Origin of the sequence: Streptomyces sp. NPDC002701 (assembly GCF_042889045.1) — a bacterium.
Lineage (GTDB): Bacteria > Actinomycetota > Actinomycetes > Streptomycetales > Streptomycetaceae > Streptomyces.
In genome coordinates, this window is the sequence record NZ_JBIAQL010000002.1 from 565,999 (window position 1) to 590,277 (window position 24,279).

A 24,279-nucleotide genomic window follows, 5' to 3' on the forward strand; every position below is an offset into this window, starting at 1 on the left:
AGCCGCGCGACGGAAGACGACGGCGCGGCGGGCGCGAACCGTCCGCGATCGGCCGGCGCTACCGCGTGGCGGCCACCCGGAAGCTGATCCCGGCCTCCTGGAGCCGCTCGACGAGCGCGTCTCCCATGGCGGCGGCCGTCGTCACCTGCCCCGCGGTGGACGGCAGCTCGTCGAGGACGAGACACAACGCGGACTCGGCCAGCATCTTGGCGGTGTCCCCGTATCCGGGGTCCCCGCCGGCCACCTCGGTGAAGACCCGCTTCCCGCCCCCCTCGCCGACGAACCGGACCGAGAACCAGCTCGCGGCCCGCTTCTCCTCGCTCGGTCCGTCCCCCGGCTTCAGCCGGTTCGACAGCCAGCGCCGCACGGGCGGCACCTGCGCCGCCGCGAAGACCGCCCCGGCGCCCGCCACCCCGCCGACCGCCGCGGGGAGTGTCTCGACCGCCGCGTAGTGGCGGTAGCGGAAGTCGGGCCCGTAGCGTTCCAGCGCCCGCGCCGACCGCAGTACGATCCGCGCGTCGATGGTGGGCAGCGGCAGCGCCCACGCGCCGACCTCCCCGGCGTAGCGTGGCCTGCCCGACGGCGCGGACGCCCGGCGCCCGACGAGCCGCGGCTCGTGCCGCCCGCGGTCGCGCGCGGCGGCGATCATGTGCCGTCCGCGCGCGAACTGGCCGAGGGCGGAGGCGAAGGTGCCGCCGGAGAACATTCCCCCGACCCGTACGAACCCGTCCACGGTCAGCGGCACGCCCTCAGGGAGCTGCCGCACGGTGAAGTAGGCGCCCAGGTCGTGCGGGATCGAGTCGAAGCCCGCCGCGTGCACCAGCCGGGCACCGGTCTCCCGCGCGCGTGCGTCGTGCCGCACGTACATGAGGTCCACGAACTCGGGCTCACCGCAGAGGTCCAGGTAGTCGGTGCCGGCGTCCGCGCAGGCGGCGACCAGCTCCTCGCCGTACCGCAGGTAGGGGCCGACGGTCGTGGCCACCACGCGCGCGTTCCCCGCGAGTTCGCGCAGGGAGGCCGGATCGGTGACGTCGGCCCGCAGCACGGGGAGCTCGGCGCAGGCCGGGTCGATCGCCGCCAGGCGGTCCCGCAGCCGCTCCAGTCTCCCCGTGTCGCGGGCCGCGACGGCCCAGCGCAGCCCTTCGGGCGCGTGGGCTGCGAGGTACTCCGCGGTGAGCGTCCCGACGAACCCCGTGGCTCCGAAGAGCACGATGTCGTACGCGCGTTCCGTCGTGTTCTGCCTGCTCATGGCACCTCTCAGCCGTCCAGCCCGCGCCGTTGTCGGTGGCCGAGGCTAGCGTGACCCACGGGGAGCCGAACGGGAACCCCCACATTTGACTGAGCGCTTGCTCGCCGAGGGCTTGTGCCAGAAGGGAACGCGTTCCTAACATCACAGGTGTTACATCGGTTGTGTCACAGTGCGGGGGCTCGATGGCAGAGGCGGGAACGGCGGGGCACGGCCCGCTGGCCGGGGTGCGCGTGGTGGAGCTGGCCGGCATCGGCCCCGGCCCCTTCGCCGCCATGCTCCTCGCCGACCTGGGCGCGGACGTCGTGCGGGTGGACCGGCCGGACGGCGCCGGCCTGGCGATCGACCCGGCGTACGACCTCACCAATCGCAACAAACGCTCGGTGATCGTCGACCTGAAGTCCCCCGACGGCGCCGAGCGCGTCCTCGCCCTGGCCGAGCGCGCCGACATCCTCGTCGAGGGCTACCGCCCGGGCGTCGCGGAGCGCCTGGGCGTCGGGCCCGACACCTGCCACGCCCGCAACCCCCGCCTCGTCTACGGACGGATGACCGGCTGGGGCCAGGACGGGCCGCTCGCCCCGCGGGCCGGGCACGACATCGCGTACATCGCGCTGACCGGCACCCTCGGCATGATCGGCGCCCCGGACGAGCCGCCGGCCGTCCCCGCCAACCTCGTCGGGGACTACGCGGGCGGCTCCCTCTACCTCGTCGTCGGCGTCCTCGCCGCCCTCCACCACGCGCGCGCGAGCGGCACCGGACAGGTCGTGGACGCGGCGATCGTGGACGGCACGGCCCACCTCGCCTCGATGATCCACGGCATGCTGGCCGCCGGCGGCTGGCAGGACCGGCGCGGCGCCAACCTCCTGGACGGCGGCTGCCCGTACTACGGGACGTACGAGACGGCGGACGGGCGGTACATGGCGGTCGGCGCGCTGGAACGCCGGTTCTACGAGGAGTTCACCGAGCTGCTCGGCCTGCGGGAGTACGCCTCGGCGCACCGGGACCTGTCCCGCTGGGGCGAGCTGCGCGAGGCGGTCGCGGCCCGCTTCAGGACCCGTACGCGCGACGAGTGGACCGCGGTCTTCGAGGGCTCCGACGCGTGCGTGGCGCCCGTGCTGTCGCTGCGCGAGGCACCGCACCACCCGCACCTGGCGGCCCGCGGCACCTTCACCGGGCACGGCGGCATCACCCAGCCCGCCCCCGCACCCCGCTTCTCCGCCACCCCCACCGCCGTCCGTGTCGGGCCCGCCCTGCCGGGCACCGGCACCGCGGACGTGGCCCGCGACTGGGACGTACCGGACCTCCTCAGGGGCACCCCCGAGCCGGAGGGCACCCCCGAACCGAAGGACACCCCTGAATGAAGCGGCAGATCTTCACGCCCGAGCACGAGGCGTTCCGCGAGAGCGTGCGCACCTTCCTCGCCAAGGAGGTGCTCCCGCACCACGAGCAGTGGGAGAAGGACGGCATCGTCTCGCGCGAGGTCTGGCTCGCGGCCGGCCGGCAGGGGCTGCTCGGTCTCGCCGTCCCCGAGGAGTACGGGGGCGGCGGCAACACCGACTTCCGCCACAGCGCCGTGCTCGCCGAGGAGTTCGCGCGCGCGGGAGCCGCCGGGCCGGCGCTCGGCCTGCACAACGACATCATCGGGCCCTACCTGACGGGACTCGGTACCGAGGAGCAGAAGCGGCGCTGGCTGCCCGGCTTCTGCGACGGCTCCCTGATCACCGCGATCGCGATGACCGAGCCCGGCGCCGGATCGGACCTGCAGGGCATCACGACGCAGGCCGAGGACCGCGGCGACCACTGGCTGCTCAACGGCTCCAAGACGTTCATCTCCAACGGCATCCTGGCCGACCTCGTGATCGTCGTCGCGAGGACCACCCCCGAGGGCGGGGCGCGCGGGCTCTCCCTGCTCGTCGTCGAGCGCGGCACGGACGGGTTCGAGCGCGGCCGCAACCTCGACAAGATCGGCCTGAAGGCCCAGGACACCGCCGAACTGTTCTTCCACGACGTACGCGTCCCGAAGGAGAACCTGCTCGGTGAGCTCGACGGCGCCTTCGTGCACCTGATGACGAACCTCGCGCAGGAGCGGCTGAACATAGCCGTCGTCGGCATCGCCGCCGCCGAACACCTGCTGGAGATCACCACCGAGTACGTCAAGGAGCGCGAAGCCTTCGGGCGGCCCCTGTCCAAGCTCCAGCACATCCGCTTCGAGATCGCCGAGATGGCCACCGAGTGCGCCGTCACGCGGACGTTCGTCGACCGCTGCATCGTCGACCACGCGGCGGGCGAACTCGACGCGGTGCACGCCTCGATGGCCAAGTGGTGGGCCACCGAACTGCAGAAGCGTGTCGCGGACCGCTGTCTCCAACTGCACGGCGGCTACGGCTACATGACCGAGTACCGCGTCGCCAGGGCATTCACCGACGGCCGCATCCAGACCATCTACGGCGGGACGACCGAGATCATGAAGGAGATCATCGGCCGTTCCCTGCTCGGCTGACCGTCCCCGTTCTCCGGGCTCCTCCCGAAAGGCTCACGAGTGACCACCGAAGCGTACGTGTACGACGCGATCCGCACCCCGCGCGGCCGCGGCAAGGCGAACGGCGCCCTGCACGGCACCAAGCCCGTCGACCTGGTCGTCGGACTCATCCACGAGATCCGGGCCCGCTTCCCGGGACTCGACCCCGCCGCGATCGACGACATCGTGCTCGGCGTCGTCGGACCGGTCGGCGACCAGGGCTCCGACATCGCCCGCATCGCGGCCATCGCCGCCGGCCTCCCGGACACGGTGGCCGGTGTCCAGGAGAACCGCTTCTGTGCCTCGGGCCTGGAGGCCGTCAACCTGGCCGCGATGAAGGTCCGTTCGGGCTGGGAGGACCTCGTCCTCGCCGGCGGCGTCGAATCGATGTCCCGGGTGCCGATGGGCTCGGACGGCGGCGCCTGGTTCGCCGACCCGATGACCAACCTCGCCACCGATTTCGTACCCCAGGGCATCGGCGCCGACCTCATCGCCACCATCGAGGGCTTCTCCCGCCGGGACGTCGACGAGTACGCGGCCCTGTCCCAGGAACGCGCCGCCGCGGCCTGGAAGGACGCTCGCTTCGAGAAGTCCGTCGTGCCCGTCAGGGACCGCAACGGACTCGTCGTCCTCGACCACGACGAGCACCTGCGCCCCGGCACCACGGCCGACTCCCTGGCCCGGCTCAAGCCGTCCTTCGCCGACATCGGCGACCTGGGCGGCTTCGACGCCGTGGCGCTGCAGAAGTACCACTGGGTGGAGAGGATCGACCACGTCCACCACGCCGGCAACTCCTCCGGGATCGTGGACGGCGCCTCGCTGGTCGCCGTCGGTTCCAGGGAGGTCGGCGAGCGGTACGGGATCACGCCGCGCGCGCGGATCGTCTCCGCGGCCGTCTCCGGCTCCGAGCCCACCATCATGCTGACCGGACCCGCGCCCGCCACCCGCAAGGCGCTCGCCAAGGCCGGGCTGACCATCGACGACATCGACCTCGTCGAGATTAACGAAGCCTTCGCGGCGGTCGTCCTGCGCTTCGCCAGGGACATGGGCCTGTCCCTGGACAAGGTCAACGTCAACGGCGGCGCGATCGCGCTGGGCCACCCGCTCGGCGCGACCGGCGCGATGATCCTCGGCACGCTCGTCGACGAACTGGAGCGCCAGGACAAGCGGTTCGGCCTCGCCACGCTGTGCGTGGGCGGCGGCATGGGCATCGCCACGGTGGTCGAGCGCCTCTAGGCAGGCGCGGGAGACCCGTCCTGCCCTGCCGGGCGCGGCACGTCCGGCACCGCCGGCCTCCGCCGTCCCGCTTCCCGCCGTCCCGCCTCCTGCCTTCCGCCGCCCCGCCGTCGCGCCTCCCGCCGTCGCGGCGGACAAGACTTTGACACTTACGGAGACCCCCAGATGACCGAGAGCACCACCATCCGCTGGGAACAGGACGAGACCGGTGTCGTCACCCTGGTCCTCGACGACCCCGGCCAGTCCGCGAACACCATGAACCAGGCGTTCAGGGAGTCGCTCACCGCGGTCGCCGACCGGCTGGAGGCGGCGGTCGAGGCCGACCCGCGGTCCGTGCGCGGCGTCATCCTCACCTCCGCCAAGAAGACCTTCTTCGCGGGCGGTGACCTGCGCGACCTCATCCGGGTCACGCCGGAGACGGCCGAGCAGCTCTTCGAGGGCGGCCTCGCGATCAAGCGCGACCTGCGCCGCATCGAGACCCTCGGCAAGCCCGTCGTCGCCGCCATGAACGGCGCGGCCCTCGGCGGCGGCTACGAACTGGCGCTGGCCTGCCACCACCGGGTCGCCCTCGACGCGCCGGGCTCCAAGATCGGCTGCCCCGAGGTCACCCTCGGCCTGCTGCCCGGAGGCGGCGGCGTCGTCAGGACCGTACGCCTCCTCGGCATCGCCGACGCACTCCTCAAGGTGCTCCTCCAGGGCACCCAGTACAGCCCGCGGCACGCCCTGGAGAACGGCCTCGTCCACGAAGTGGCGGCCACCCACGAGGAGATGCTCGACAAGGCCCGCGCCTTCATCGACGCCAACCCCGAGTCCAGCCAGCCCTGGGACAAGCCGGGCCACCGCATCCCGGGCGGCACCCCGTCCCACCCGAAGTTCGCCGCGAACCTGCCCGCCTTCCCCGCCAACCTGCGCAAGCAGACGGGCGGCGCGCCCTACCCGGCGCCCCGCAGCATCCTCGCCGCCGCCGTGGAGGGCTCCCAGGTCGACTTCGAGACCGCGCAGGTCATCGAGGCGCGCTACTTCGTGGAGCTGGCCGCCGGCCAGACCGCCAAGAACATGATCCAGGCGTTCTTCTTCGACCTCCAGGCCGTCAACTCCGGCGCCAACCGCCCGAAGGACATCGCGCCCCGGCAGGTCCGCAAGGTCGCCGTCCTCGGCGCCGGGATGATGGGGGCCGGCATCGCGTACTCGTGCGCCCGCGCCGGCCTCGACGTCGTCCTCAAGGACGTGTCCGCCGAGGCCGCCGCCAAGGGCAGGGGCTACTCCGAGAAGCTCTGCGCCAAGGCCGTCTCCCGTGGCCGTACGAGCCAGGAGAAGGCCGACGCGCTGCTCGCCCGCATCACGCCCACCGCCGACCCCGACGACCTCGCGGGCTGCGACGCGGTCATCGAGGCCGTCTTCGAGGACCCGGCGCTCAAGCACAAGGTGTTCCAGGAGATCCAGCACGTCGTCGAGCCGGACGCGCTGCTGTGCTCCAACACCTCGACCCTGCCGATCACCGCCCTCGCCGAAGGCGTCGAACGGCAGGGGGACTTCGTCGGGCTGCACTTCTTCTCGCCCGTCGACAAGATGCCGCTCGTCGAGATCATCAGGGGCGAACGCACCGGCGACGAGGCCCTGGCACGCGCCTTCGACCTCGTACGGCAGATCAGGAAGACCCCGATCGTCGTCAACGACTCCCGCGGCTTCTTCACCTCCCGCGTCATCGGGCACTTCCTCAACGAGGGCGTCGCGATGGTCGGCGAGGGCATCGAGCCCGCCTCCGTCGAACAGGCCGCCGCGCAGGCGGGCTACCCGGCCAAGGTGCTCTCCCTGATGGACGAGCTGACGCTCACCCTGCCCCGCAGGATCCGCGCCGAGACCAGGCGGGCCGTCGAGGAGGCGGGCGGCACCTGGACGACCCACCCCGCCGAGGCCGTCATCGACCGCATGGTCGACGAGTTCGGCCGCACCGGACGCAGCGGCGGCGCCGGGTTCTACGAGTACGGGGAGGACGGCAGGCGCGCCGGGCTGTGGCCCGGACTGCGCGAGCACTTCACCCGCGAGGGCACCAGGACCCCCTCCGCGACCGTGCCCCCCGAGACCGTGCCCCCCGAGACCGTGCCCTTCGACGACATGCAGGAGCGCATGCTGTTCTCCGAGGCGCTGGACAGCGTCCGGCTCCTGGAAGAGGGCGTCCTGACCTCGGTCGCCGACGCCAACATCGGGTCCCTCTTCGGGATCGGCTTCCCCGGCTGGACGGGGGGCGTCCTGCAGTACATCAACGGGTACGAGGGACGCGGCGGGGCGGCCACCGGGCCGGCCGCGTTCGTGGCCCGCGCGCGGGAGCTCGCCGAGCGTTACGGCGAGCGGTTCGCGCCGCCCGCGCTGCTCGTGGAGAAGGCGGAGAAGGGGGAGCTCTTCAGCGACCGCTGACCTCGTTGTCCGGCTGCGGCGGCGTGGGGGCCGAGCGCGCAGTTCCCCGCGCCCCTGAAAAAGGGGGGCTGCGCCCCGGCTTTTCGCCCTTGAGAGGCGCGCCGCCGCAGACGAACACGGCCGAGCGCCGCCGACGGCGCCCGGCCGCCCGGAAGGCCGCTCCACAGACCGGAAACGCCCTCTTGCCGCCCGCCTGACGGCTCATCACACTCGCCGCATGGAGACGCGTACCGCCCTGGTGACCGGCGCGGCACAGGGCCTCGGGCAGGAGTTCGCCGTCGCACTCGCGGGACAGGGGTACCGGGTCGCGGGGCTCGACCTGGTTCCGCAGGGGGAGACGGCCGACCGCATCCTGGACTACGTGGAGCTGGTCGCCGACGTCACGGACGAGGCGCAGATCCGCGACGCCCTGGAGCGGGTGCTCGAACAGTTCGGCACCCTGCACGTCCTGGTCAACAACGCCGGGGTCCACCCGGAGACGGCCTTCGAGGACACCACGCCCGAGGAGTGGCGGCGGGTCATGCGGGTCAACCTGGAGGCGCCGTTCCTGATGGCCCGGGCGGTGCTGCCGTACCTGAAGGCGGCGGGCCGGGGCCGCATCGTGAACATCGCCTCGGCCGCCGTCCTCACCGCCCCGCCGGCGATGGTGGCGTACACCGCGTCGAAGGCCGGGCTGATCGGCTTCACGCGCTCGCTCGCCTCGGCGCTCGGGCCGTACGACATCACCGTGAACGCGATCGCGCCGAGCATGGTCCGCACGGGGACCGCCGAGCGCCCGGCCGGCGCGGACGGCGGCTTCGAACACGTCCGCGCCCGGCAGGCCGTCCCGAGGATCCAGGAGCCGGCCGATCTCGTCTCCACGCTGCTGTACGTGGTCGACGAGGGCAGCGGCTTCCTGACCGGCCAGACCCTCAACGTGGCCGGCGGCTCGGCCTGCCTCTGAAGCACGGCCCGACGCAGGGCCCCCCGGATGTCCGCTCAGGAGTCCCCGAGCCACTTCCGCAGCTCCTCGTTGAGGGACCGCTGGAACGTCGTCAGCAGAGCCTGCACGACGAGCGGTTGCATGTGCGCCGACAGGTCCTTCACCGCCTCGACCGACTCGTGCCCGGACACCTCGTCCCGGAACAGTACGGCGAGCTCGTGGGCCGCGGCGCGCGTGTGCTTCATCAGGACCGTGCGCGCGGCGAGGATCGTCTCGTGCGCCATGGGCACGTCGAGCAGCCGGACGCCGAGCCGCAGCAGCCCGAGATCCACGCGGTACGCGTCCGGGCCCGCCGTCTCCCGCAGGACACTCATCGCGGCGAGCCGGTCCAGGTCCTCCGTGCCGAGGGGCCGGCCGGCCCGGCGCTCCAGCTCGGCCCGGCTCATCTCCTCGGCCGCGTCAGGAGCCCAGGAGGCCACCACGGCACGGTGGATGGCCAGGTCGTGGGCGCTGAGCCCGGCCGGCAACTGCTGCAGATAGCGCTCGATCCCCGCCAGCGTCATCCCCTGGTGCTGCAGCTCCTCGATGAGCGCGAGGCGCGACAGGTGGTCCTGGCCGTAGTGCCCGACCCGGCGCGGCCCGATCACGGGCGGCGGCAGCAGCCCCCTGGTGCTGTAGAAGCGGACCGTCCGCACCGTGACACCCGCCCGCGCGGCCAGCTCGTCGACGGTGAGTGCCGGCTCCTCGACATCCGTCGCCATCGCTGCTCCTCCGGTACCGACCCCACCACCTGCTGCGGTGGCACAGTCATACTGTCTCACCCGACAGGTGAAAGATCCCCGGGGCGGGGCCCCGGCGGCACCTGGCGGGGCCGTGACAGCGGGCGGGGCCGGTCCCGCGCACCTTTCACGCCACACCCGGGCAGAAGCCCTCCGGCTCCGATCGGCCCCCTTTTGCGCGGGAGTTGACCGGAGTACCTTCCCGCGCATGCGGACACCTGCGCGCTACATGCGCCTCATCACCTGGAGATCGCTCACCACGGCGGCCACCGCCGCCCTGATGGCCACGCTCCTCACCCCGGCCGCGGCCCAGAGTGCCCCCCGGGAGAGCACGCCCGTCTACTCGTACGACACCGCGGTCCGCGAGTCCGTCTGGGTGGACACCGGCCTCGACGGCGACGGCGACGGGCGGACCGACCGCGTCGCCGCCGACATCGTCCGCCCGCGCGAACCGGCCCAGCAGGGCCGCAGGATCCCCGTGATCATGGACGCCAGCCCGTACTACTCCTGCTGCGGCCGGGGCAACGAGAGCCAGCGCAAGACGTACGACGCCGACGGCCACGTGGTCCAGATGCCGCTGTACTACGACAACTACTTCGTGCCGCGCGGCTACGCCTTCGTGGCCGTCGACCTGGCCGGCACCAACCGCTCCGACGGCTGCGTGGACGTCGGCGGCCGCTCCGACGTCCAGTCCGCGAAGGCCGTCGTCGACTGGCTGAACGGCCGGGGCAAGGGCTACACCTCCCGTACGGGGAGCACGAGGGCCGAGGCCGGCTGGAGCAACGGCAGAACCGGCATGATCGGCAAGAGCTACGACGGCACCATCGCCAACGGCGTGGCCGCCACCGGGGTCGAGGGCCTGGAGACCATCGTCCCGATCGCGGCCATCTCCTCCTGGTACGACTACTACTTCGCCCAGGGCGCCCCGCTCTACGACTCCGGCCCGGAGTGGCTGTCCGACTACGTCGAGAGCCCCGAGGCCCGCGCCAGGTGCGCCGCCGTCCAGCAGAAGATCGTCGACGGGGCACCGCGCACCGGTGACCTGACGAGGTTCTGGGCCGAGCGCGACTACGTGAAGGACGTCCGCAAGGTCGACGCCAGCGTCTTCGTCATCCACGGCATGCAGGACCTCAACGTCCGCCCGAAGCACTTCGGCCAGTGGTGGGACGGCCTCGCGAAGAACGGCGTCGACCGCAAGATCTGGCTCTCCCAGACCGGCCACGTCGACCCCTTCGACTTCCGCCGCGCCGAATGGGCCGACACGCTGCACCGCTGGTTCGACCACGAACTCCTCGGCTACGACAACGGCGTCGACGACGAGCCCATGGCCGACATCGAGCGCGCCCCCGACCAGTGGGTCACCTCCGACGTCTGGCCGCCGCGCGGCACCGGCACCGCGACCCTGCGCCCGGGCAAGGGCGAGCAGGCCGGCGTCGGCACCCTCGGACTGCGTACCGGATCGGGCACCGAGACCTTCACCGACGACCCCCAGCAGGACGAGAGCGACTGGGCCGCCGAGATCGACCGGTCCACGTCCGCCAAGGCCGGCTTCGTCACCAGGCCGCTCACCCGCGACGTCCGCCTGTCCGGCTCGTCCGAGGTGACCGTCACCGCCACACCGACCACGTCGAGCGCGCACCTGTCCGCGGTCCTGGTCGACCTCGGCCCGGACACCATCCGTGACTACGCCGCCCCGGGCGAGGGCATCACGACCCTCACCGGGCGCACCTGCTGGGGCCCGAGCACCACCGGCGACAGCTCCTGCTACCGGGAGACCGAGGCCAGGACCACCGACGTCGAACACACGGTGTTCAGCCGCGGCTGGGCCGACCTCGGCAACCACCGTTCCGACACGAAGGGCGAACCCCTCACACCGGGCAAGCGGTACACCATCACCCTCGACCTGCACGCGAGCGACCACGTCGTCCCGAAGGGCCACCGGCTCGCGCTGATCGTCGCCGGCACCGACCAGGGCCTCATCGACCCGCCGTCGACCACCCCGACGCTCACGCTCGACCTCTCCCGTACGTCGGCCCGGCTGCCGCTCGTCGGAGGCACCGCCGCCTTCGCCCGCGCCACCTCGGGATCCTCGTACGTCACGCCCGACGCCCTCCTCGACGGAGTCGGCGCACCCCGGGCCACCCAGCGCATCCCCGGAGGCGGCGAACGATGACCCCACGCCGGACCGCCCTCACCCTGACGTCGGCCGTACTCACCGCGCCCGTCCTCGCCGCGTCCCTCCTCACGGCACCGGCCCGGGCCGCCGAACACCCGCCGCGCACCGGGTTCGAACAGAGTGCCGGAGCGCGCTGGACCACCCAGCCCGAGGAGCAGACCTTCCTCACCGCGGTCGACCGGGCGAGCGACCGCGTGTCGCTCAGCCGGATCGGCACCACGAAGCAGGACCGCCCCGTCCAGCTCGTACGGGCCGGCAACCCGCACGCCGCCACCGCCGTGCTGCTCGTCTGCAGCCAGCACGGCGACGAACCGTCCGGGCGCGAGGCATGCCTCACCACCGTCCGCGACCTCGCGTACGCCAAGGACGCGGGCACCCGCAGGTTCCTCGACCGCACCACGGTGCTCGTCGTGCCCACCGCCAACCCGGACGGCCGGGCCGCCGACACCCGCGGCAACAGCGACGGCGTCGACATCAACCGCGACCACCTCGCCCTGCGGACGGCCGAGGCCCGCGCCCTGGCCGCCGTCGTCCGCGACCGGAAGCCCGACGTGGTCTACGACCTGCACGAGTACGGGGCCACACCCCCGTACTACGACAAGGACCTCTTCGACCTCTGGCCGCGCAACCTCAACACCGACCCGGCCGTGCACGACGAGGCGCAGAAGCTGTCGGGGGCGTACGTACGGCCCGCGGCCCGTGCCGCCGGTCACTCGACCGGGACGTACGGCATCTGGACCGACCCGGTGACCGGCGACCCGGTCCAGCAGGTGGCGGGCGACGGACAGGAGCGGATCCTGCGCAACATGTCCGGCGTCAAGCACGGCGTCGGACTGCTCATAGAGAGCCGCGTCGACCCGCTGACCGAGGCCGAGCAGGCCGACCCGGCACTCAACAACTGGCGCCGCGTCCACTCGCAACTGGCGGCACTGGACGGTCTGTTCGCGTTCGCGGACGAACGGCGTGGCCGGATCCGGGCGGCCACGGCGGCGGCCCGGCTGGCCGGTCACCTGGACACCGGACCGGTCTACACGGGGGGCGCCGACAACGACCCGGCCGAACCGTCCGAGACCATCGCGGACCCGCCCTGCGGCTACCGGCTGACGGCGGACCAGTACGCGGACGTCGGGGACGAACTGGCCCTGCACGGCATCAGGGCACGCCGGGCCCCGGACGGGGCCGGCGCCCTGGTCCCGCTGCGCCAGTCCCTGCGCGCCCTGGTCCCGCTGCTGCTCGACGAGCGGGCGCCGTACCACCTGACGGTCGGGGAGCCCGACACCCGCTGCTGAGGCGGTTGCGATCGGCGGCACCTGTGGTAGGTCCTAGGCACACAAAAAGATATGTGTGGCCGAATGCTTTCCAGGGAAGGTGCCGCCGATGACCGAAGATCTCAAGGACAGAGGGGGCCGGGGCGATTCGTCGGGCGTCCCCGGCGGCCCGGGCCACCCGCACACCGACCGTCTGGTGTTCGGCGTCACCGCCGCGCTCACCGTGGCCTTCGTGATCTGGGGAGCCGTCGCCACCGACTCCCTGGAGAGCGCCTCCACGAAGATGCTCAACGGCCTGATCCACAACGGCGGTTGGGCGTTCATGCTCGCCGCCTCGTGTTTCGTGGTCTTCGCGCTGTGGCTCGCGGTCAGCCGCTACGGAAGGATCCACCTCGGTGCCGAGGGCGAGGAGCCCGAGTTCCGCACCGTCTCCTGGGTGGCGATGATGTTCAGCGCCGGCATGGGCATCGGCCTGATGTTCTACGGCGTGAGTGAACCCCTCTCGCACTACACGACGCCTCCGCCGGGCACCACGCCCGCCGACTCCGCGGAACGCATGGAGACGTCGATGGCCACCACCCTCTTCCACTGGACGCTGCACCCCTGGGCGATCTACGCGGTGGTCGGCCTCGCCATCGCCTACAGCACCTACCGCAAACGCCGCCGCCAGACCATCAGCGCCGTCTTCACCCCGCTCATCGGCGAGAAGCACGCGAACGGCTCGGCGGGCCGGGCCATCGACATCCTCGCCATCATCGCCACGGTCTTCGGATCGGCGGCCTCGCTGGGCCTCGGCGCCCTCCAGATCGGCTCCGGCTTCACGGAACTGGACTGGCTCGACAAGGTGAGCGACGGCCTGCTCGTCGCGATCATCGCCGTGCTGACCGTGGCGTTCGTCGCCTCGGCCGTCTCCGGCATCGAGAAGGGCATCCAGTGGCTGTCCAACATCAACATGGTGCTGGCCCTGCTGCTCGCCGTCTTCGTGTTCATCGCGGGCCCCACGATCATCGTGCTCGACCTGCTGCCCACCTCGATCTTCTCCTACCTCGGTGACCTGACGCAGCTCGCCGGCCGTACCGAGGCCAGCGGCGGCGAGGGCGTCGCCGACTGGCTCGGCAGCTGGACGGTCTTCTACTGGGCGTGGTGGATCTCCTGGACGCCCTTCGTCGGCATGTTCATCGCCCGCATCAGCCGCGGCCGCACCATCCGGCAGTTCGTCGGCGGCGTCATCCTGGTGCCCAGCACGGTCAGCCTCGTCTGGTTCGCGGTCTTCGGCGGCACGGCGATGAAGCTCAAGGAGGGCGGCGCGCTCGGCGACGAGGCGACCGCCGAAGGACAGCTCTTCGGTGTCCTCCAGGAGTTCCCCATCGCGACGGTCACCAGCCTGCTCGTGATGATCCTGGTCGGCATCTTCTTCGTCTCGGGAGCCGACGCCGCGTCCATCGTCATGGGCACGCTCTCCCAGAGGGGCGCACTCGAACCGGGCCGGTTCGTCGTGGTCTTCTGGGGTGTGGTCACCGGAGCGGTCGCCGCGATCATGCTGCTCGTCGGCAGCGGCGAGGGTGACGCGCTCACCGGCCTGCAGAACCTCACCATCCTGGCGGCCGCGCCCTTCGTCCTCGTCATGATCGGCATGTGCATCGCCCTCATGCGCGACCTGCGCAGGGACCCGGTCATCGTCCGCAACGAGATGGGCTCGGAGGCCGTCGAACTCGCCGTGATCGAGGGCCACAAGAAGTACGACGGCGACTTCGAGATCAGGGTCGGCCCAGGAGCCGGCACCGAGACGAACGGCGACCCCTTGGGCCACGACCACACATAGCCGCCCCCCGGGGGGGCGTCGGTGCGGCCACGTCGTGGCCGAGGCTGCGCAGTTCCCCGCGCCCCTAGGTACCTAGGGGCGCGGGGAACTGCGCAGCCTTTTGTCTTTAGGGGCGCGGGGAACTGCGCAACCCCAGCCACAGCGGACCCGCGCCTACAGGAGCCCCAGAACGACCTCCGCACACCCCCACGCCACGGTCACCCCACCCCCACCGTGCCCATAGTTGTGCACCAGCAGCCCGCCGCCCGAGACATCCCGTTCGAGCCGCACAGCGCCCCGCACGGGCCGCAACCCCACCCGATGCCCCAGCACCCGCGCCCCCGCGACCTCGGGCCGCAACACCGCACACCGCTCGACGATCCCCGCCGCGACCCCCGGGTCAGGGGTCAACGACCACGCGTCCTCCTCCGTGGTCCCGCCCAACACCAGCCGCCCCGGCTGGGGAAAGAGATACGTCGTGGTCCCGGCCACCGCGTCCGTCGACACGAGCCACGTCCGCACCCCCGGGTTCTCCACGATCACCAACTGCCCCCGCACGGGCCTGACCGCCGCGTCCCCCACCAGCTCCCGCGCCCCGAGTCCCGCGCAGTTGACGACGACGCCCGCCTGCGCCCCCGCCTCGGCGAGGTCCGTCACGGTGCGTGTCTCGACCGTCCCGCCCGCCCGCAGGAACCGCGACCGCAGCCACCCCAGATGCACCGGCATGTCGATCAGCGGCAGCCGCGCCCACAGGCCCGAACCCCGGTACTCCTCCGCCGTGGACGCCCGCAGCCCCGGCAGCCGCGCCGCGGCCCACGCCCCCTGCTCGTCCAGCCGCGCCTCGCCCATTACGCCCTCGACCATGCGTACGCCCGTCTCGCCGGACCGCGCCGCCAGCTCCTCGTACACGGAGAGTGATCGCAGCGCCCATTGCCGCGCGAGATCCCGCGGCTCGATGGCGTACGGCCACCACAGCGCCCCCGCAACCGCCGAGGTGGTCCGCTCGGCGGGCTCCCGCGTCCAGATCCGTACCCGTCTGCCGCTCTCGGCGAGAACGAGGGCCGTCGTGAGACCTATGACCCCGCTGCCGACCACGATCACGTCACCGCTTCGATCTTCCGCCACGCGGGGACGGTAGCGGAATATGTCATGCCGTGCTCAGAGACCGCCCACTCTGGGGATACTCACACCATGTCTGCCGAGTACGCGACCTTCGGCCTGGCACCGGCGATGCGTGCCGGTGGAGTACTGGCCAACGGTGACTACCAAGCGCACCGGGACTTCGTGGACTTCATCGTCGACGGACGCCCGCTGCTGTACCAGCTCTCCGACCTCGACGCCGTGTCCCCCCTCGCCTCCGACGTACCGCCCGCGATCTTCACCGCCCAGGTGCGCAGCCTGCTGCTGGAAGCCGACCCTCCGCTGGAGGGCGGCCGCTACGTCATATACGGCTGCCCGGAGTGCGAGGACCTCGCCTGCGGCGCCGTGACCGCCGTGATCGACCGGCACGGCGACGACTTCGTGTGGCGCGACTTCGCCTGGCAGACCGACGACCTCCCCGACCTCGAACGGAACGGCTACCACGGCATCGGGCCCTTCCTCTTCCGCGGCGACGAGTACCGTGCCGCGCTCGGCTCCCTGCTCGCCGGGCCCGCGGGGCTCACCGGCCCCACCGGCGAACGCCGCCGGGTCCTGCTCATCGGTACCCGGGCAGCCGTCCTGGCCAAGCTCGCCGCGGCCCTGCGCATCATCGGCATCGGCGCCGACATCACCCGGGACGCCACCGCCGTCCCCGCCGACGAACTGCGCACCTACGGGGCCGTCGCCTTCGGCCGCGCCGTCACCGAGCAGGAACGTGCCGCCGTGCGGCACTCCTTCGACCGGGCCGGAGTCGACGTCGCGTACGTCGAGGGGCTGGCCCCGATCGTCCCGCTGCTGGTCGCCCAGATAGAGAACGCCCTGGACCGCAGCCCCCGGGAGCAGCGCCGGCTGACCCGGCTGGTGGCCGCCGACGGCGAGGCCGGCATCGAGGTCACCTCACCCTGCCGGGTCCAGCTGACCGCGTACCGTCTGGACCGCCTCTACCGCACACACATGCACGAGGTCTTCGACGGCGTCCTGGAGGCGGGCCGCCACCGGCTCGCCCTGGACGAGAAGGCGACCAGAGGGGAGTCGTTCATCGTGGCGCGGACGTCCGGCAGCGTCCTGGTGGAGGCGATGGCCCGCTGACACGGGCGTACCGGCGTGCGCACAGGCGTACCGGCGTGCGACACGGGCGTACCGGCGCGCGAGCGCAAACCCCGGCGCGGGCGTCCGGACACGGCGATTAGGATCGGCCCCCTGATGACTGCCACCCTCGTCGCCAAGAACCTCGCCGCCGGCCACGGCGACCGCACCCTCTTCGCCGAACTCGACCTCGTCGTCGCGCCCGGCGACGTGATCGGTCTCGTCGGTGCCAACGGCGCGGGCAAGTCCACCCTGCTCCGGATGCTCGCCGGCCTCGACAGGCCGGAGGAGGGCGAGCTGCGGCTGTCACCGCCCGCCGCCGCCGTCGGGCACCTGCCGCAGGAGCCGGAGCGCCGCCCCGGCGAGACCGTCGGTGCGTTCCTGGCGCGCCGCACCGGCGTGGCCGAGGCCCAGCGGGTGATGGACGAGGCCACGCAGGCGCTCGTCGACGGGGCGCCGGGTGCGGACGACGCGTACGCGGACAGCCTGGAGCGCTGGCTCGCGCTCGGCGGCGCCGACCTCGACGAGCGGGCCGAGGAGGTCGCCGGCTCGCTCGGCCTGGCCGTCGGCCTGGACCAGCCGATGACCTCGCTCTCCGGCGGCCAGGCGGCCCGCGCCGGACTCGCCTCCCTGCTCCTGTCCCGCTACGACGTCTTCCTGCTCGACGAACCGACCAACGACCTCGACCTGGACGGCCTGGAGCGCCTCGAACGCTTCGTCTCCGGCCTGCGCGCCGGCACGGTCGTCGTCAGCCACGACCGCGAGTTCCTCACCCGCACGGTCACCAAGGTCCTCGAACTCGACCTGGCGCAGCAGCAGATCACCCTGTATGGCGGCGGCTACGAGGCGTACCTGGAGGAGCGTGAGGTGGCCCGCCGGCACGCCCGCGAGGGCTTCGAGGAGTACGCCGACAAACGGTCCGCGCTGGAGGGCCGCGCCCAGATGCAGCGCTCCTGGATGGACAAGGGCGTCAAGAACGCCCGCCGCAAGGCGAACAACGACAACGACAAGATCGGCCGCAAGTTCCGCAGCGAGGCCAGCGAGAAGCAGGCCGCGAAGGCCCGCCAGACGCAGCGCATGATCGAGCGGCTCGACGTGGTGGAGGAGCCGCGCAAGGAGTGGGAGCTGCGGATGGAGATCGCGGCGGCCCCGCGGTCGGGTTCCGTGGTCGCCTCCCTGCGCGACGCCGAGGTCCGGCGGGGCGACTTCGCCTTCGGCCCGGTCACGCTGCAGATCGACTGGGCGGACCGGGTGGCGGTCACCGGCGTGAACGGCGCCGGCAAGTCCACGCTCCTCGGCGCCCTGCTCGGCCGGGTGCCGCTGGACTCCGGCCATGCCTCACTCGGCTCGGGCGTGGTCGTCGGCGAGGTCGACCAGGCCCGCAAGCTGTTCCACGGCACGGAGGCCCTGCTCGACGCGTTCTGTGCGGCCGTCCCCGACACCGAGCCCGCCGAGGTCCGCACGCTGCTGGCCAAGTTCGGCCTCAAGGCGGACCACGTCCTGCGCCCGGCGGCGAGCCTCTCCCCGGGCGAGCGCACCCGATCGGCCCTGGCGCTCCTCCAGGGCCGGGGTGTGAACCTCCTGGTCCTCGACGAACCGACCAACCACCTTGACCTTCCGGCGATCGAACAGCTCGAATCGGCCCTGGCCTCCTACGAGGGCACCCTCCTCCTGGTGACCCACGACCGCCGCATGCTGAACGCGGTCCACACGACCCGCCGCCTGGAGGTCACAGCAGGAAAGGTGACGGAGCACTAGGCGGCCGAGGGGACGCCCCGTCAGGGGCGCGGGGAACTGCGCGACCAGCCCCCACCGGGCCCGCACGTCACGACGGCGCGGGCCCGGCAGCCCATGACTCAGCCCCGCCCCTTACGTCCCTTCGGATCAGCGAGCCCGGCCCGCCGCAAGGCATCAGCCATCGCACTGTTCCCGGGCCCGGGCGCGGGCGCCGCCCCCCGCCCCCCGCCGCCCCCGCCACCACCAGCGGAGCGCCCCCGCTGCTGAGGCGGCCGCCCGCCACCCCGCTGCGGGCGCCCGGAGCCACCCTCCTGCCCCGCCGGCGCGGCCTCGTCGTCCAGCCGCAAGGTCAGCGAGATCCGCTTGCGCGGAATGTCGACCTCCCGCACCTTCACCTTCACGATGTCCCCGGACTTCACCACGTCCCGCGGATCCTTCACGAACGTCTTCGACATCGCCGAGACGTGCACCAGACCGTCCTGGTGCACCCCCACATCCACGAACGCCCCGAACGCCGCCACGTTCGTGACGACCCCCTCGAGAACCATCCCCGGCTCCAGGTCGGCGATCTTCTCGACGCCGTCCTTGAAGGTGGCGGTCTTGAAGGCGGGCCGCGGGTCGCGCCCCGGCTTCTCCAGCTCCTTCAAGATGTCCGTCACCGTCGGCAGACCGAAGACCTCGTCCACGAAATCGGTCGGCCGAAGCGAGCGCAGCGCCGCCGTGTTGCCGATCAGCGAGCCCACCCCGCTGCCCGCCGTCTTCACCATCCGGCGGACCACCGGGTACGCCTCGGGGTGCACGGACGACGCGTCCAGCGGATCGTCACCGCCGCGGATCCGCAGGAAGCCCGCGCACTGCTCGTACGCCTTGGGACCGAGCCTGGCCACCTTCTTCAGCGCCGTACGCGAGGTGAACGGGCCGTTCGCGTCGCGGTGCGCCACGATGTTCTCGGCGAGCCCGGAGGTGATGCCGGAGACCCGGGCCAGCAGGGGAGTGGACGCCGTGTTCACGTCCACGCCGACGCCGTTCACACAGTCCTCCACGACCGCGTCGAGGGAGCGCGAGAGCTTCACCTCGGACAGGTCGTGCTGGTACTGGCCGACACCGATCGACTTCGGGTCGATCTTCACCAGCTCGGCGAGCGGGTCCTGCAGGCGCCGCGCGATGGAGACGGCGCCGCGCAGCGACACGTCCATGCCGGGCAGCTCCTGCGAGGCGAACGCCGACGCCGAGTACACGGACGCCCCCGCCTCGGACACCATCACCTTGGTGAGGTTCAGCTCCGGGTGCTTCGCGATCAGTTCGCCGGCGAGCTTGTCCGTCTCGCGGGACGCCGTGCCGTTGCCGATCGCGATCAGCTCGACCGCGTGTTCCCTGGCGAGGCGGGCGAGCTTGGCGATGGCCTCGTCCCATCGGTTCGCCGGGACGTGCGGGTGGATGACGTCGGTGGCGACGGCCTTGCCGGTGGCGTCGACCACGGCCACCTTCACCCCCGTGCGGAAACCGGGGTCGAGGCCCAGCGTCGCGCGCGTGCCCGCCGGGGCGGCCAGCAGCAGGTCGCGCAGGTTCGTCGCGAAGACATCGACCGCCTCGTCCTCGGCGGCCGTGCGCAGGCGCAGCCGCAGGTCGATGCCCAGGTGGACGAGGAGCCGGGTGCGCCAGGCCCAGCGGACCGTGTCCGTGAGCCACTTGTCGGCGGGCCGGCCGCGGTCGGCGATCCCGAAGCGCTGCGCGACGATCCCCTCGTACGAGGACGGGCCGGGCTGCTCGGACGGCTCCTCGGGCTCCAGGACGAGGTCCAGGACCTCCTCCTTCTCGCCGCGGAGCATGGCGAGGACCCGGTGCGAGGGCAGGTCCTTGAAGGGCTCGGCGAAGTCGAAGTAGTCGGCGAACTTGGCGCCCGCCTCCTCCTTGCCCTCCTTCACCCTGGCGGCCAGCCGGCCGCGCACCCACATGCGCTCGCGCAGTTCGCCGATCAGGTCGGCGTCCTCCGAGAACCGCTCGGTGAGGATGGCGCGGGCGCCGTCCAGGGCGGCCTGCGGGTCGGCCACGCCCTTGCCGGCGTCGACGAAGGCCGTGGCCGCGGCGACCGGGTCGACGGAGGGGTCCTTGAGGAGACCCTCGGCGAGCGGCTCCAGACCCGCCTCACGGGCGATCTGCGCCTTCGTGCGCCGCTTCGGTTTGAAGGGCAGGTAGATGTCCTCCAGCCGCGCCTTGGTCTCCGCGGCCCGGATCCGCGCCGCCAGCTCCTCGGTGAGCTTGCCCTGCTCGCGCACCGAGTCGAGGATCGCCGAGCGGCGGTCCTCCAGCTCCCGCAGGTAGCGCAGCCGCTCCTCGAGCGTGCGCAGCTGCGCGTCGTCGAGCATCTCGGTCGCTTCCTTGCGGTAGCGGGCGATGAAGGGCACCGTCGAGCCGCCGTCGAGCAGGTCGACGGCCGCCTTGACCTGCCGTTCCCGCACGCCGAGCTCCTCGGCGATCCTGCCTTCGATGGACCCTGCGAGGGAGGGCAGCTCTGTGGTCACGATTCCCGTACCGCCTTCTTGACTGGGGTTGCGCGGCAATTGTGGCAGGTGGCACCGACAACGGGGGATCAAGGGCGGCCCGGACGCGCGAGGGACCGGACACGCCGTCGGCGTGTCCGCCCCCTCCAGCGGTATCGGTCGACCGGTCGGTACGGAGGGAAACCGGGGCACCCGTCCGGTCCGTCATGCCCCTTCGGCGGCCGACGGGCTCCAGGTGAACACGGGCGGCCGGCGTTCCAGGAAGGCGGCGACCCCCTCCGCGGTGTCTCCGCCGTCCCGCGCCTGCCGCGCCCAGTGGGCCTCCCGGTCGGTCCGCCCGTCGGCGAACTCCTTCGCCGCGGCCTGCGTCAGCTGCGAGCGGGACACCAGGACCCGGGCGAACTCCGTGACGCGCTTGTCCAGTTCGCCGCCGGGCAGCACCTCGTCCACCAGGCCGGTTCGCAGCGCGCGCCCGGCGTCGATCAACTCGCCGGAGAACAGGAGGTACTTGGCGGTGGCGGGCCCCACGAGGGACACCAGCCGCCGGGTGGAGGAGGCCGCGTAGACGATCCCGAGCTTCGCCGGGGTGATCCCGAACGACGCCTGCTCGTCCGCGAACCGCAGGTCGCACGCCGCCGCGAGCTGGCACCCGCCGCCCACGCAGTAGCCGCGTACGGCGGCGAGTGCCGGCTTCGGGAACGCGGCGAGCGCGTCCTCCGCCCGCACGGCGAGCCCCTGCGCCTCCCCGGCGGAGTTCCGCAGCGAGGAGATGTCGGCCCCGGCGCAGAACGTCCCGCCCTCCCCGGTGAGCACGAGCACGCGGACGGCCGGGTCGGCGGCCAGCGCGTCGAGCAGCGGCGGCAGCGCCCGCCACATGTCCGCGGTCATGGCGTTGCGTTTGGCCGGATGGTGGATGACCACGGTGGCGACCCCGTCGGCGACGCTGTGCAGCAGCTGCGGCTCCATGGCCGGATGCTATCCGTCCCCGTCGAACGTACGATCAAGAAGGGGGCGGGTACGCGTGAGGGCAAGGGGGCAGGCAGGTCCGAGGAGGCGCCGATGGCCAGGTCCAGGCTCAAGTCCGCAGCCAGGGGCACGTCCGCGGGCGGGCCCGTGGACGAGACCGCGAAACTCAACCGGAGCTTCGGCTGGCTCGCCGCACTCGGTGTGATCCTGGTGCTCGCGGGACTGGTCGGCCTCGTCTACACCGGGCTGGCCACGCTGACCTCGATGCTGCTGTTCGGCTGGCTGCTGCTGATCGGCGGCGTGGTCGGCCTGCTGCACGCGGTACAGGCCCGCGCCTCCAACTTCTTCTGGCTCGGTGTGGTGGTCGCGGCCCTGAACATCGCCGCCGGCATCGTGATCGTCACCAAACCCGAGGCCGCCGCCGAGGCGCTGACCATGTTCGCCGCGCTGCTGTTCCTGACCGGCGGGGTCTTCCGGCTGGTCGGCAGCCTGGTGGTGCGCGGCCCCCAGTTCGGCTGGTCCCTCGTCCAGGGAGCCTTCGGTCTGCTGCTCGGCATCCTCGTCCTGGCGTCCTGGCCGAGCAGCAGCAAGTACGTCATCGGTACGTTCTTCTCGCTCGCGCTGCTCTTCGACGGGCTCGGCCTGGTGGCGACCGGGTACGGCGGCCGGCGCATCGTGAGTCTCGTCTCCGACCAAACCCGTACAACCGGACAAGTTCCGAACTCGCCACAAGGCGGGCAGAAGCCAGCACAGAACTGACTTCGCTGTGCGTAATCGGTCAGGAAGCGCCGATACTCGCTGACTTCAGTTCAGTTATCCGGTACGGACCAGCGCGTTACCAACACTCGACGTGTGGTGACAATCGAGCGCAAGGGCGGCGACCGGACGATGGACGACCAGGGGCGGGGGGCCGGTCCCCGTCCTGAAGACGGCGGGGAGGCGCCCCCGGGCAGGAGACCACCCGGCCCACTGCCGTACGAGGGAGTCTGGCGGTTCACCGCTCCCGCCACCGACGCCTCGGTACCGCAGGCGCGGCACGCGGTCCGTGACCTGCTGGTCCGCCAGGGCGTACCGGTCGCGGACGACATCGTCCACGGGCTGCTGCTGATCGTCTCCGAGCTGGTGACCAACGCGGTCCGGCACGCGGCGGTCCTCTCGCCGACGCTCGCCGTCGAGGTGGCCGTCGGCGCCGAGTGGGTGCGGGTCTCCGTCGAGGACAGCCACCCCTACCGTCCGACGGCCCTGGAGGCCGACCACGGCCAGACCGGCGGCCGCGGTCTCCTCCTGGTCCGCGAGATCACCCGGGAGGCCGGCGGGGTGTGCGACGTGGAGCACACGGCGGCGGGCGGCAAGGTGATCTGGGCGGCCCTGCCCCTCACCGCCACGCGAGCGGTCTGAGGGACACGGCCCGTAGCCGGAACCGCCGGAACCGCCGGAACCGCCGGACCGCCGGACTGTCGGAACTGCCGGCGGTCGTGCCGGCCGCGTGGTTCCCCGCGCCCCGCAGCGGGCGCGGTTCGTCCGCCGTCGCCGGCCCGCGGGCTCACCAGCCGGCCGCGTCCCCGGTCAGCTCCCGGATCGCCGGCCGGGCGGCGTCCAGCACCGTCATGAACCACGCCGAGAACGGATCCCGCGCATGCCGCTCGGCCAGCTCGGCCGCGCTCACGAAGTCCGTCGACCCGACCTCCTCGGGGTCCGGCCGCAGCACCGACTGCACCATCCCGACGAAGAGGTGGTTGAACTCCTGCTCCACCAGGCCCGAGTCCGGGTCCGGGTGGTTGTAGCGGACCGTGCCCGCCTCGGCCAGGAGCGACGGCGAGACCCCCAGCTCCTCGAACGTGCGGCGCGCGGCCGCCGCGAAGGGCGCCTCACCGGGGTACGGGTGACCGCAGCACGTGTTGGACCACACACCGGGGGAGTGGTACTTGCCCAGCGCCCGCTGCTGGAGCAGCAGTCTGCCCCGCTCGTCGAAGAGGAAGACGGAGAACGCCCGGTGCAGCTGCCCGGGCGGCTGATGGGCGGTGAGCTTCTCCGCCGTGCCGATCGTGCTGCCGTCCTCGTCGACCAGTTCGAGCAAGATGGCTTCAGCGGTGCCGTTCGACGAACTGTGCGTCGCGGTGGCAGGAGTGATCGGCATACCCATCCTTCGCATCGGTCTTCGAGCCCCAAGTCTGCCGTACCGAACCGGCACTCCCGGCACCACGCGGGGTCCCGCACATCCGGTTCCGTCGCGCGGCCGAACCGGACATCACGCCCTGTACCGGCCGGACACCGAAAGGGGCCGGACACCCGATCGTTCCCGCCGCCACCGCCATGAAACCGTCCAGACCGGGAGCCATCGCCCCGTCACCCGTGCCGGGGAACCGGGCCGTACGCCGTAGCCCGGCGTCGGGGTGCCGCGCCGCCGGCCGCCCTCCCCGCGCGCGTGGCGCCTCCGCCACCGCTCGTACGCCGGTCCGTCGCGCTCCCGCGCGGGGCGCCCTGCCGG

General features: G+C 72.4%; 18 protein-coding genes. 12 read left to right on the plus strand and 6 right to left on the minus strand.

From position 1 onward, the window contains the following. Positions 1-58: 58 nt before the first annotated feature. Positions 59-1,249 (minus strand): saccharopine dehydrogenase family protein, encoded by a 1,191-nt coding sequence (locus tag ACFYXC_RS06830; protein ID WP_388905139.1) that lies wholly within the window; start codon positions 1,247-1,249, stop codon positions 59-61. A 182-nt stretch (positions 1,250-1,431) separates the two neighbouring features. On the opposite strand from ACFYXC_RS06830, the gene ACFYXC_RS06835 reads away from it, so the two are divergent. The 5 genes from ACFYXC_RS06835 (at position 1,432) to ACFYXC_RS06855 (ending at position 8,358) form a co-directional block, all read left to right on the plus strand. Beyond that, complete coding sequence (locus ACFYXC_RS06835) at positions 1,432-2,607, plus strand: CaiB/BaiF CoA transferase family protein (RefSeq protein WP_389547770.1); 1,176 nt, start codon at positions 1,432-1,434, stop codon at positions 2,605-2,607. Beyond that, a complete protein-coding gene (locus ACFYXC_RS06840; protein WP_389547773.1) occupies positions 2,604-3,746 on the plus strand; it encodes an acyl-CoA dehydrogenase family protein in 1,143 nt (380 codons plus the stop codon). The genes ACFYXC_RS06835 and ACFYXC_RS06840 overlap by 4 nt, the downstream gene beginning before the upstream one ends. Positions 3,747-3,785: 39 nt before the next feature. Beyond that, entirely contained in the window at positions 3,786-5,000 is a 1,215-nt protein-coding gene (locus ACFYXC_RS06845; protein ID WP_389547777.1) for an acetyl-CoA C-acetyltransferase, read from the plus strand. Positions 5,001-5,165: 165 nt separating this feature from the next. Further along, entirely contained in the window at positions 5,166-7,415 is a 2,250-nt protein-coding gene (locus tag ACFYXC_RS06850) for a 3-hydroxyacyl-CoA dehydrogenase NAD-binding domain-containing protein (protein ID WP_389547780.1), read from the plus strand. A gap of 217 nt (positions 7,416-7,632) precedes the next feature. After that, a complete protein-coding gene (locus tag ACFYXC_RS06855; RefSeq protein WP_388905147.1) occupies positions 7,633-8,358 on the plus strand; it encodes an SDR family NAD(P)-dependent oxidoreductase in 726 nt (241 codons plus the stop codon). A gap of 35 nt (positions 8,359-8,393) precedes the next feature. Here the strand turns inward: ACFYXC_RS06855 and ACFYXC_RS06860 are convergent, their stop codons facing one another. Next, positions 8,394-9,098, minus strand: coding sequence for a MerR family transcriptional regulator (locus ACFYXC_RS06860; RefSeq protein WP_388905149.1), 705 nt, complete (start codon positions 9,096-9,098; stop codon positions 8,394-8,396). Positions 9,099-9,324: 226 nt separating this feature from the next. Between ACFYXC_RS06860 and ACFYXC_RS06865 the strand changes: the two genes are divergently transcribed. The 3 genes from ACFYXC_RS06865 (at position 9,325) to ACFYXC_RS06875 (ending at position 14,382) form a co-directional block, all read left to right on the plus strand. Beyond that, positions 9,325-11,289, plus strand: coding sequence for a Xaa-Pro dipeptidyl-peptidase (locus ACFYXC_RS06865; RefSeq protein WP_389547784.1), 1,965 nt, complete (start codon positions 9,325-9,327; stop codon positions 11,287-11,289). Continuing rightward, positions 11,286-12,581, plus strand: coding sequence for a M14 family metallocarboxypeptidase (locus ACFYXC_RS06870; RefSeq protein ID WP_389547786.1), 1,296 nt, complete (start codon positions 11,286-11,288; stop codon positions 12,579-12,581). Before ACFYXC_RS06865 ends, ACFYXC_RS06870 begins: the two co-directional genes overlap by 4 nt. 88 nt (positions 12,582-12,669) lie before the next feature. Then, positions 12,670-14,382: a BCCT family transporter gene (locus ACFYXC_RS06875; RefSeq protein WP_388905153.1), complete on the plus strand. Its 1,713-nt coding sequence runs from the start codon at positions 12,670-12,672 to the stop codon at positions 14,380-14,382. Between the two features lie 153 nt (positions 14,383-14,535). Here the strand turns inward: ACFYXC_RS06875 and ACFYXC_RS06880 are convergent, their stop codons facing one another. Beyond that, complete coding sequence (locus ACFYXC_RS06880) at positions 14,536-15,486, minus strand: FAD-dependent oxidoreductase (protein WP_389547789.1); 951 nt, start codon at positions 15,484-15,486, stop codon at positions 14,536-14,538. Positions 15,487-15,552: 66 nt separating this feature from the next. Between ACFYXC_RS06880 and ACFYXC_RS06885 the strand changes: the two genes are divergently transcribed. Both ACFYXC_RS06885 and ACFYXC_RS06890 read left to right on the plus strand, forming a co-directional pair. Further along, the gene (locus ACFYXC_RS06885; RefSeq protein WP_389547792.1) at positions 15,553-16,590 is read left to right on the plus strand and encodes an oxidoreductase; all 1,038 of its coding nucleotides are present in this window, start codon (positions 15,553-15,555) and stop codon (positions 16,588-16,590) included. A gap of 114 nt (positions 16,591-16,704) precedes the next feature. Continuing rightward, complete coding sequence (locus tag ACFYXC_RS06890; RefSeq protein ID WP_389547795.1) at positions 16,705-18,345, plus strand: ABC-F family ATP-binding cassette domain-containing protein; 1,641 nt, start codon at positions 16,705-16,707, stop codon at positions 18,343-18,345. Positions 18,346-18,443: 98 nt separating this feature from the next. Here ACFYXC_RS06890 and ACFYXC_RS06895 read toward each other — a convergent pair whose 3' ends face one another. Together ACFYXC_RS06895 and ACFYXC_RS06900 are read right to left on the minus strand one after the other, a co-directional pair. After that, positions 18,444-20,846 carry a Tex family protein gene (locus tag ACFYXC_RS06895; RefSeq protein WP_389547797.1) on the minus strand — a complete coding sequence of 801 codons (2,403 nt, stop codon included), beginning with the start codon at positions 20,844-20,846 and terminating at the stop codon, positions 18,444-18,446. Between the two features lie 183 nt (positions 20,847-21,029). Further along, a complete protein-coding gene (locus tag ACFYXC_RS06900) occupies positions 21,030-21,791 on the minus strand; it encodes an enoyl-CoA hydratase/isomerase family protein (protein ID WP_389547800.1) in 762 nt (253 codons plus the stop codon). Between the two features lie 93 nt (positions 21,792-21,884). On the opposite strand from ACFYXC_RS06900, the gene ACFYXC_RS06905 reads away from it, so the two are divergent. Continuing rightward, a complete protein-coding gene (locus ACFYXC_RS06905; protein WP_389547802.1) occupies positions 21,885-22,550 on the plus strand; it encodes an HdeD family acid-resistance protein in 666 nt (221 codons plus the stop codon). A gap of 129 nt (positions 22,551-22,679) precedes the next feature. Continuing rightward, positions 22,680-23,189, plus strand: a complete 510-nt coding sequence (locus ACFYXC_RS06910) for an ATP-binding protein (RefSeq protein ID WP_389548409.1) — start codon at positions 22,680-22,682, stop codon at positions 23,187-23,189. Positions 23,190-23,334: 145 nt separating this feature from the next. Here the strand turns inward: ACFYXC_RS06910 and idi are convergent, their stop codons facing one another. Beyond that, complete coding sequence (gene idi / locus ACFYXC_RS06915; RefSeq protein ID WP_389547805.1) at positions 23,335-23,928, minus strand: isopentenyl-diphosphate Delta-isomerase; 594 nt, start codon at positions 23,926-23,928, stop codon at positions 23,335-23,337. Positions 23,929-24,279 lie beyond the last annotated feature (351 nt).

What these genes read in the sequence shown, in the direction of transcription:
- ACFYXC_RS06885 (WP_389547792.1), top strand. Translation starts at nt 15,553, where the DNA reads ATGTCTGCCGAGTACGCGACCTTCGGCCTGGCACCGGCGATGCGTGCC.
- ACFYXC_RS06840 (WP_389547773.1), top strand. Translation starts at nt 2,604, where the DNA reads ATGAAGCGGCAGATCTTCACGCCCGAGCACGAGGCGTTCCGCGAGAGC.
- ACFYXC_RS06905 (WP_389547802.1), top strand. Translation starts at nt 21,885, where the DNA reads ATGGCCAGGTCCAGGCTCAAGTCCGCAGCCAGGGGCACGTCCGCGGGC.
- ACFYXC_RS06835 (WP_389547770.1), top strand. Translation starts at nt 1,432, where the DNA reads ATGGCAGAGGCGGGAACGGCGGGGCACGGCCCGCTGGCCGGGGTGCGC.
- ACFYXC_RS06875 (WP_388905153.1), top strand. Translation starts at nt 12,670, where the DNA reads ATGACCGAAGATCTCAAGGACAGAGGGGGCCGGGGCGATTCGTCGGGC.
- ACFYXC_RS06865 (WP_389547784.1), top strand. Translation starts at nt 9,325, where the DNA reads ATGCGGACACCTGCGCGCTACATGCGCCTCATCACCTGGAGATCGCTC.
- ACFYXC_RS06855 (WP_388905147.1), top strand. Translation starts at nt 7,633, where the DNA reads ATGGAGACGCGTACCGCCCTGGTGACCGGCGCGGCACAGGGCCTCGGG.
- ACFYXC_RS06850 (WP_389547780.1), top strand. Translation starts at nt 5,166, where the DNA reads ATGACCGAGAGCACCACCATCCGCTGGGAACAGGACGAGACCGGTGTC.
- idi (WP_389547805.1), bottom strand. Translation starts at nt 23,928, where the DNA reads ATGCCGATCACTCCTGCCACCGCGACGCACAGTTCGTCGAACGGCACC.
- ACFYXC_RS06900 (WP_389547800.1), bottom strand. Translation starts at nt 21,791, where the DNA reads ATGGAGCCGCAGCTGCTGCACAGCGTCGCCGACGGGGTCGCCACCGTG.
- ACFYXC_RS06830 (WP_388905139.1), bottom strand. Translation starts at nt 1,249, where the DNA reads ATGAGCAGGCAGAACACGACGGAACGCGCGTACGACATCGTGCTCTTC.
- ACFYXC_RS06870 (WP_389547786.1), top strand. Translation starts at nt 11,286, where the DNA reads ATGACCCCACGCCGGACCGCCCTCACCCTGACGTCGGCCGTACTCACC.
- ACFYXC_RS06910 (WP_389548409.1), top strand. Translation starts at nt 22,680, where the DNA reads ATGGACGACCAGGGGCGGGGGGCCGGTCCCCGTCCTGAAGACGGCGGG.
- ACFYXC_RS06890 (WP_389547795.1), top strand. Translation starts at nt 16,705, where the DNA reads ATGACTGCCACCCTCGTCGCCAAGAACCTCGCCGCCGGCCACGGCGAC.
- ACFYXC_RS06860 (WP_388905149.1), bottom strand. Translation starts at nt 9,098, where the DNA reads ATGGCGACGGATGTCGAGGAGCCGGCACTCACCGTCGACGAGCTGGCC.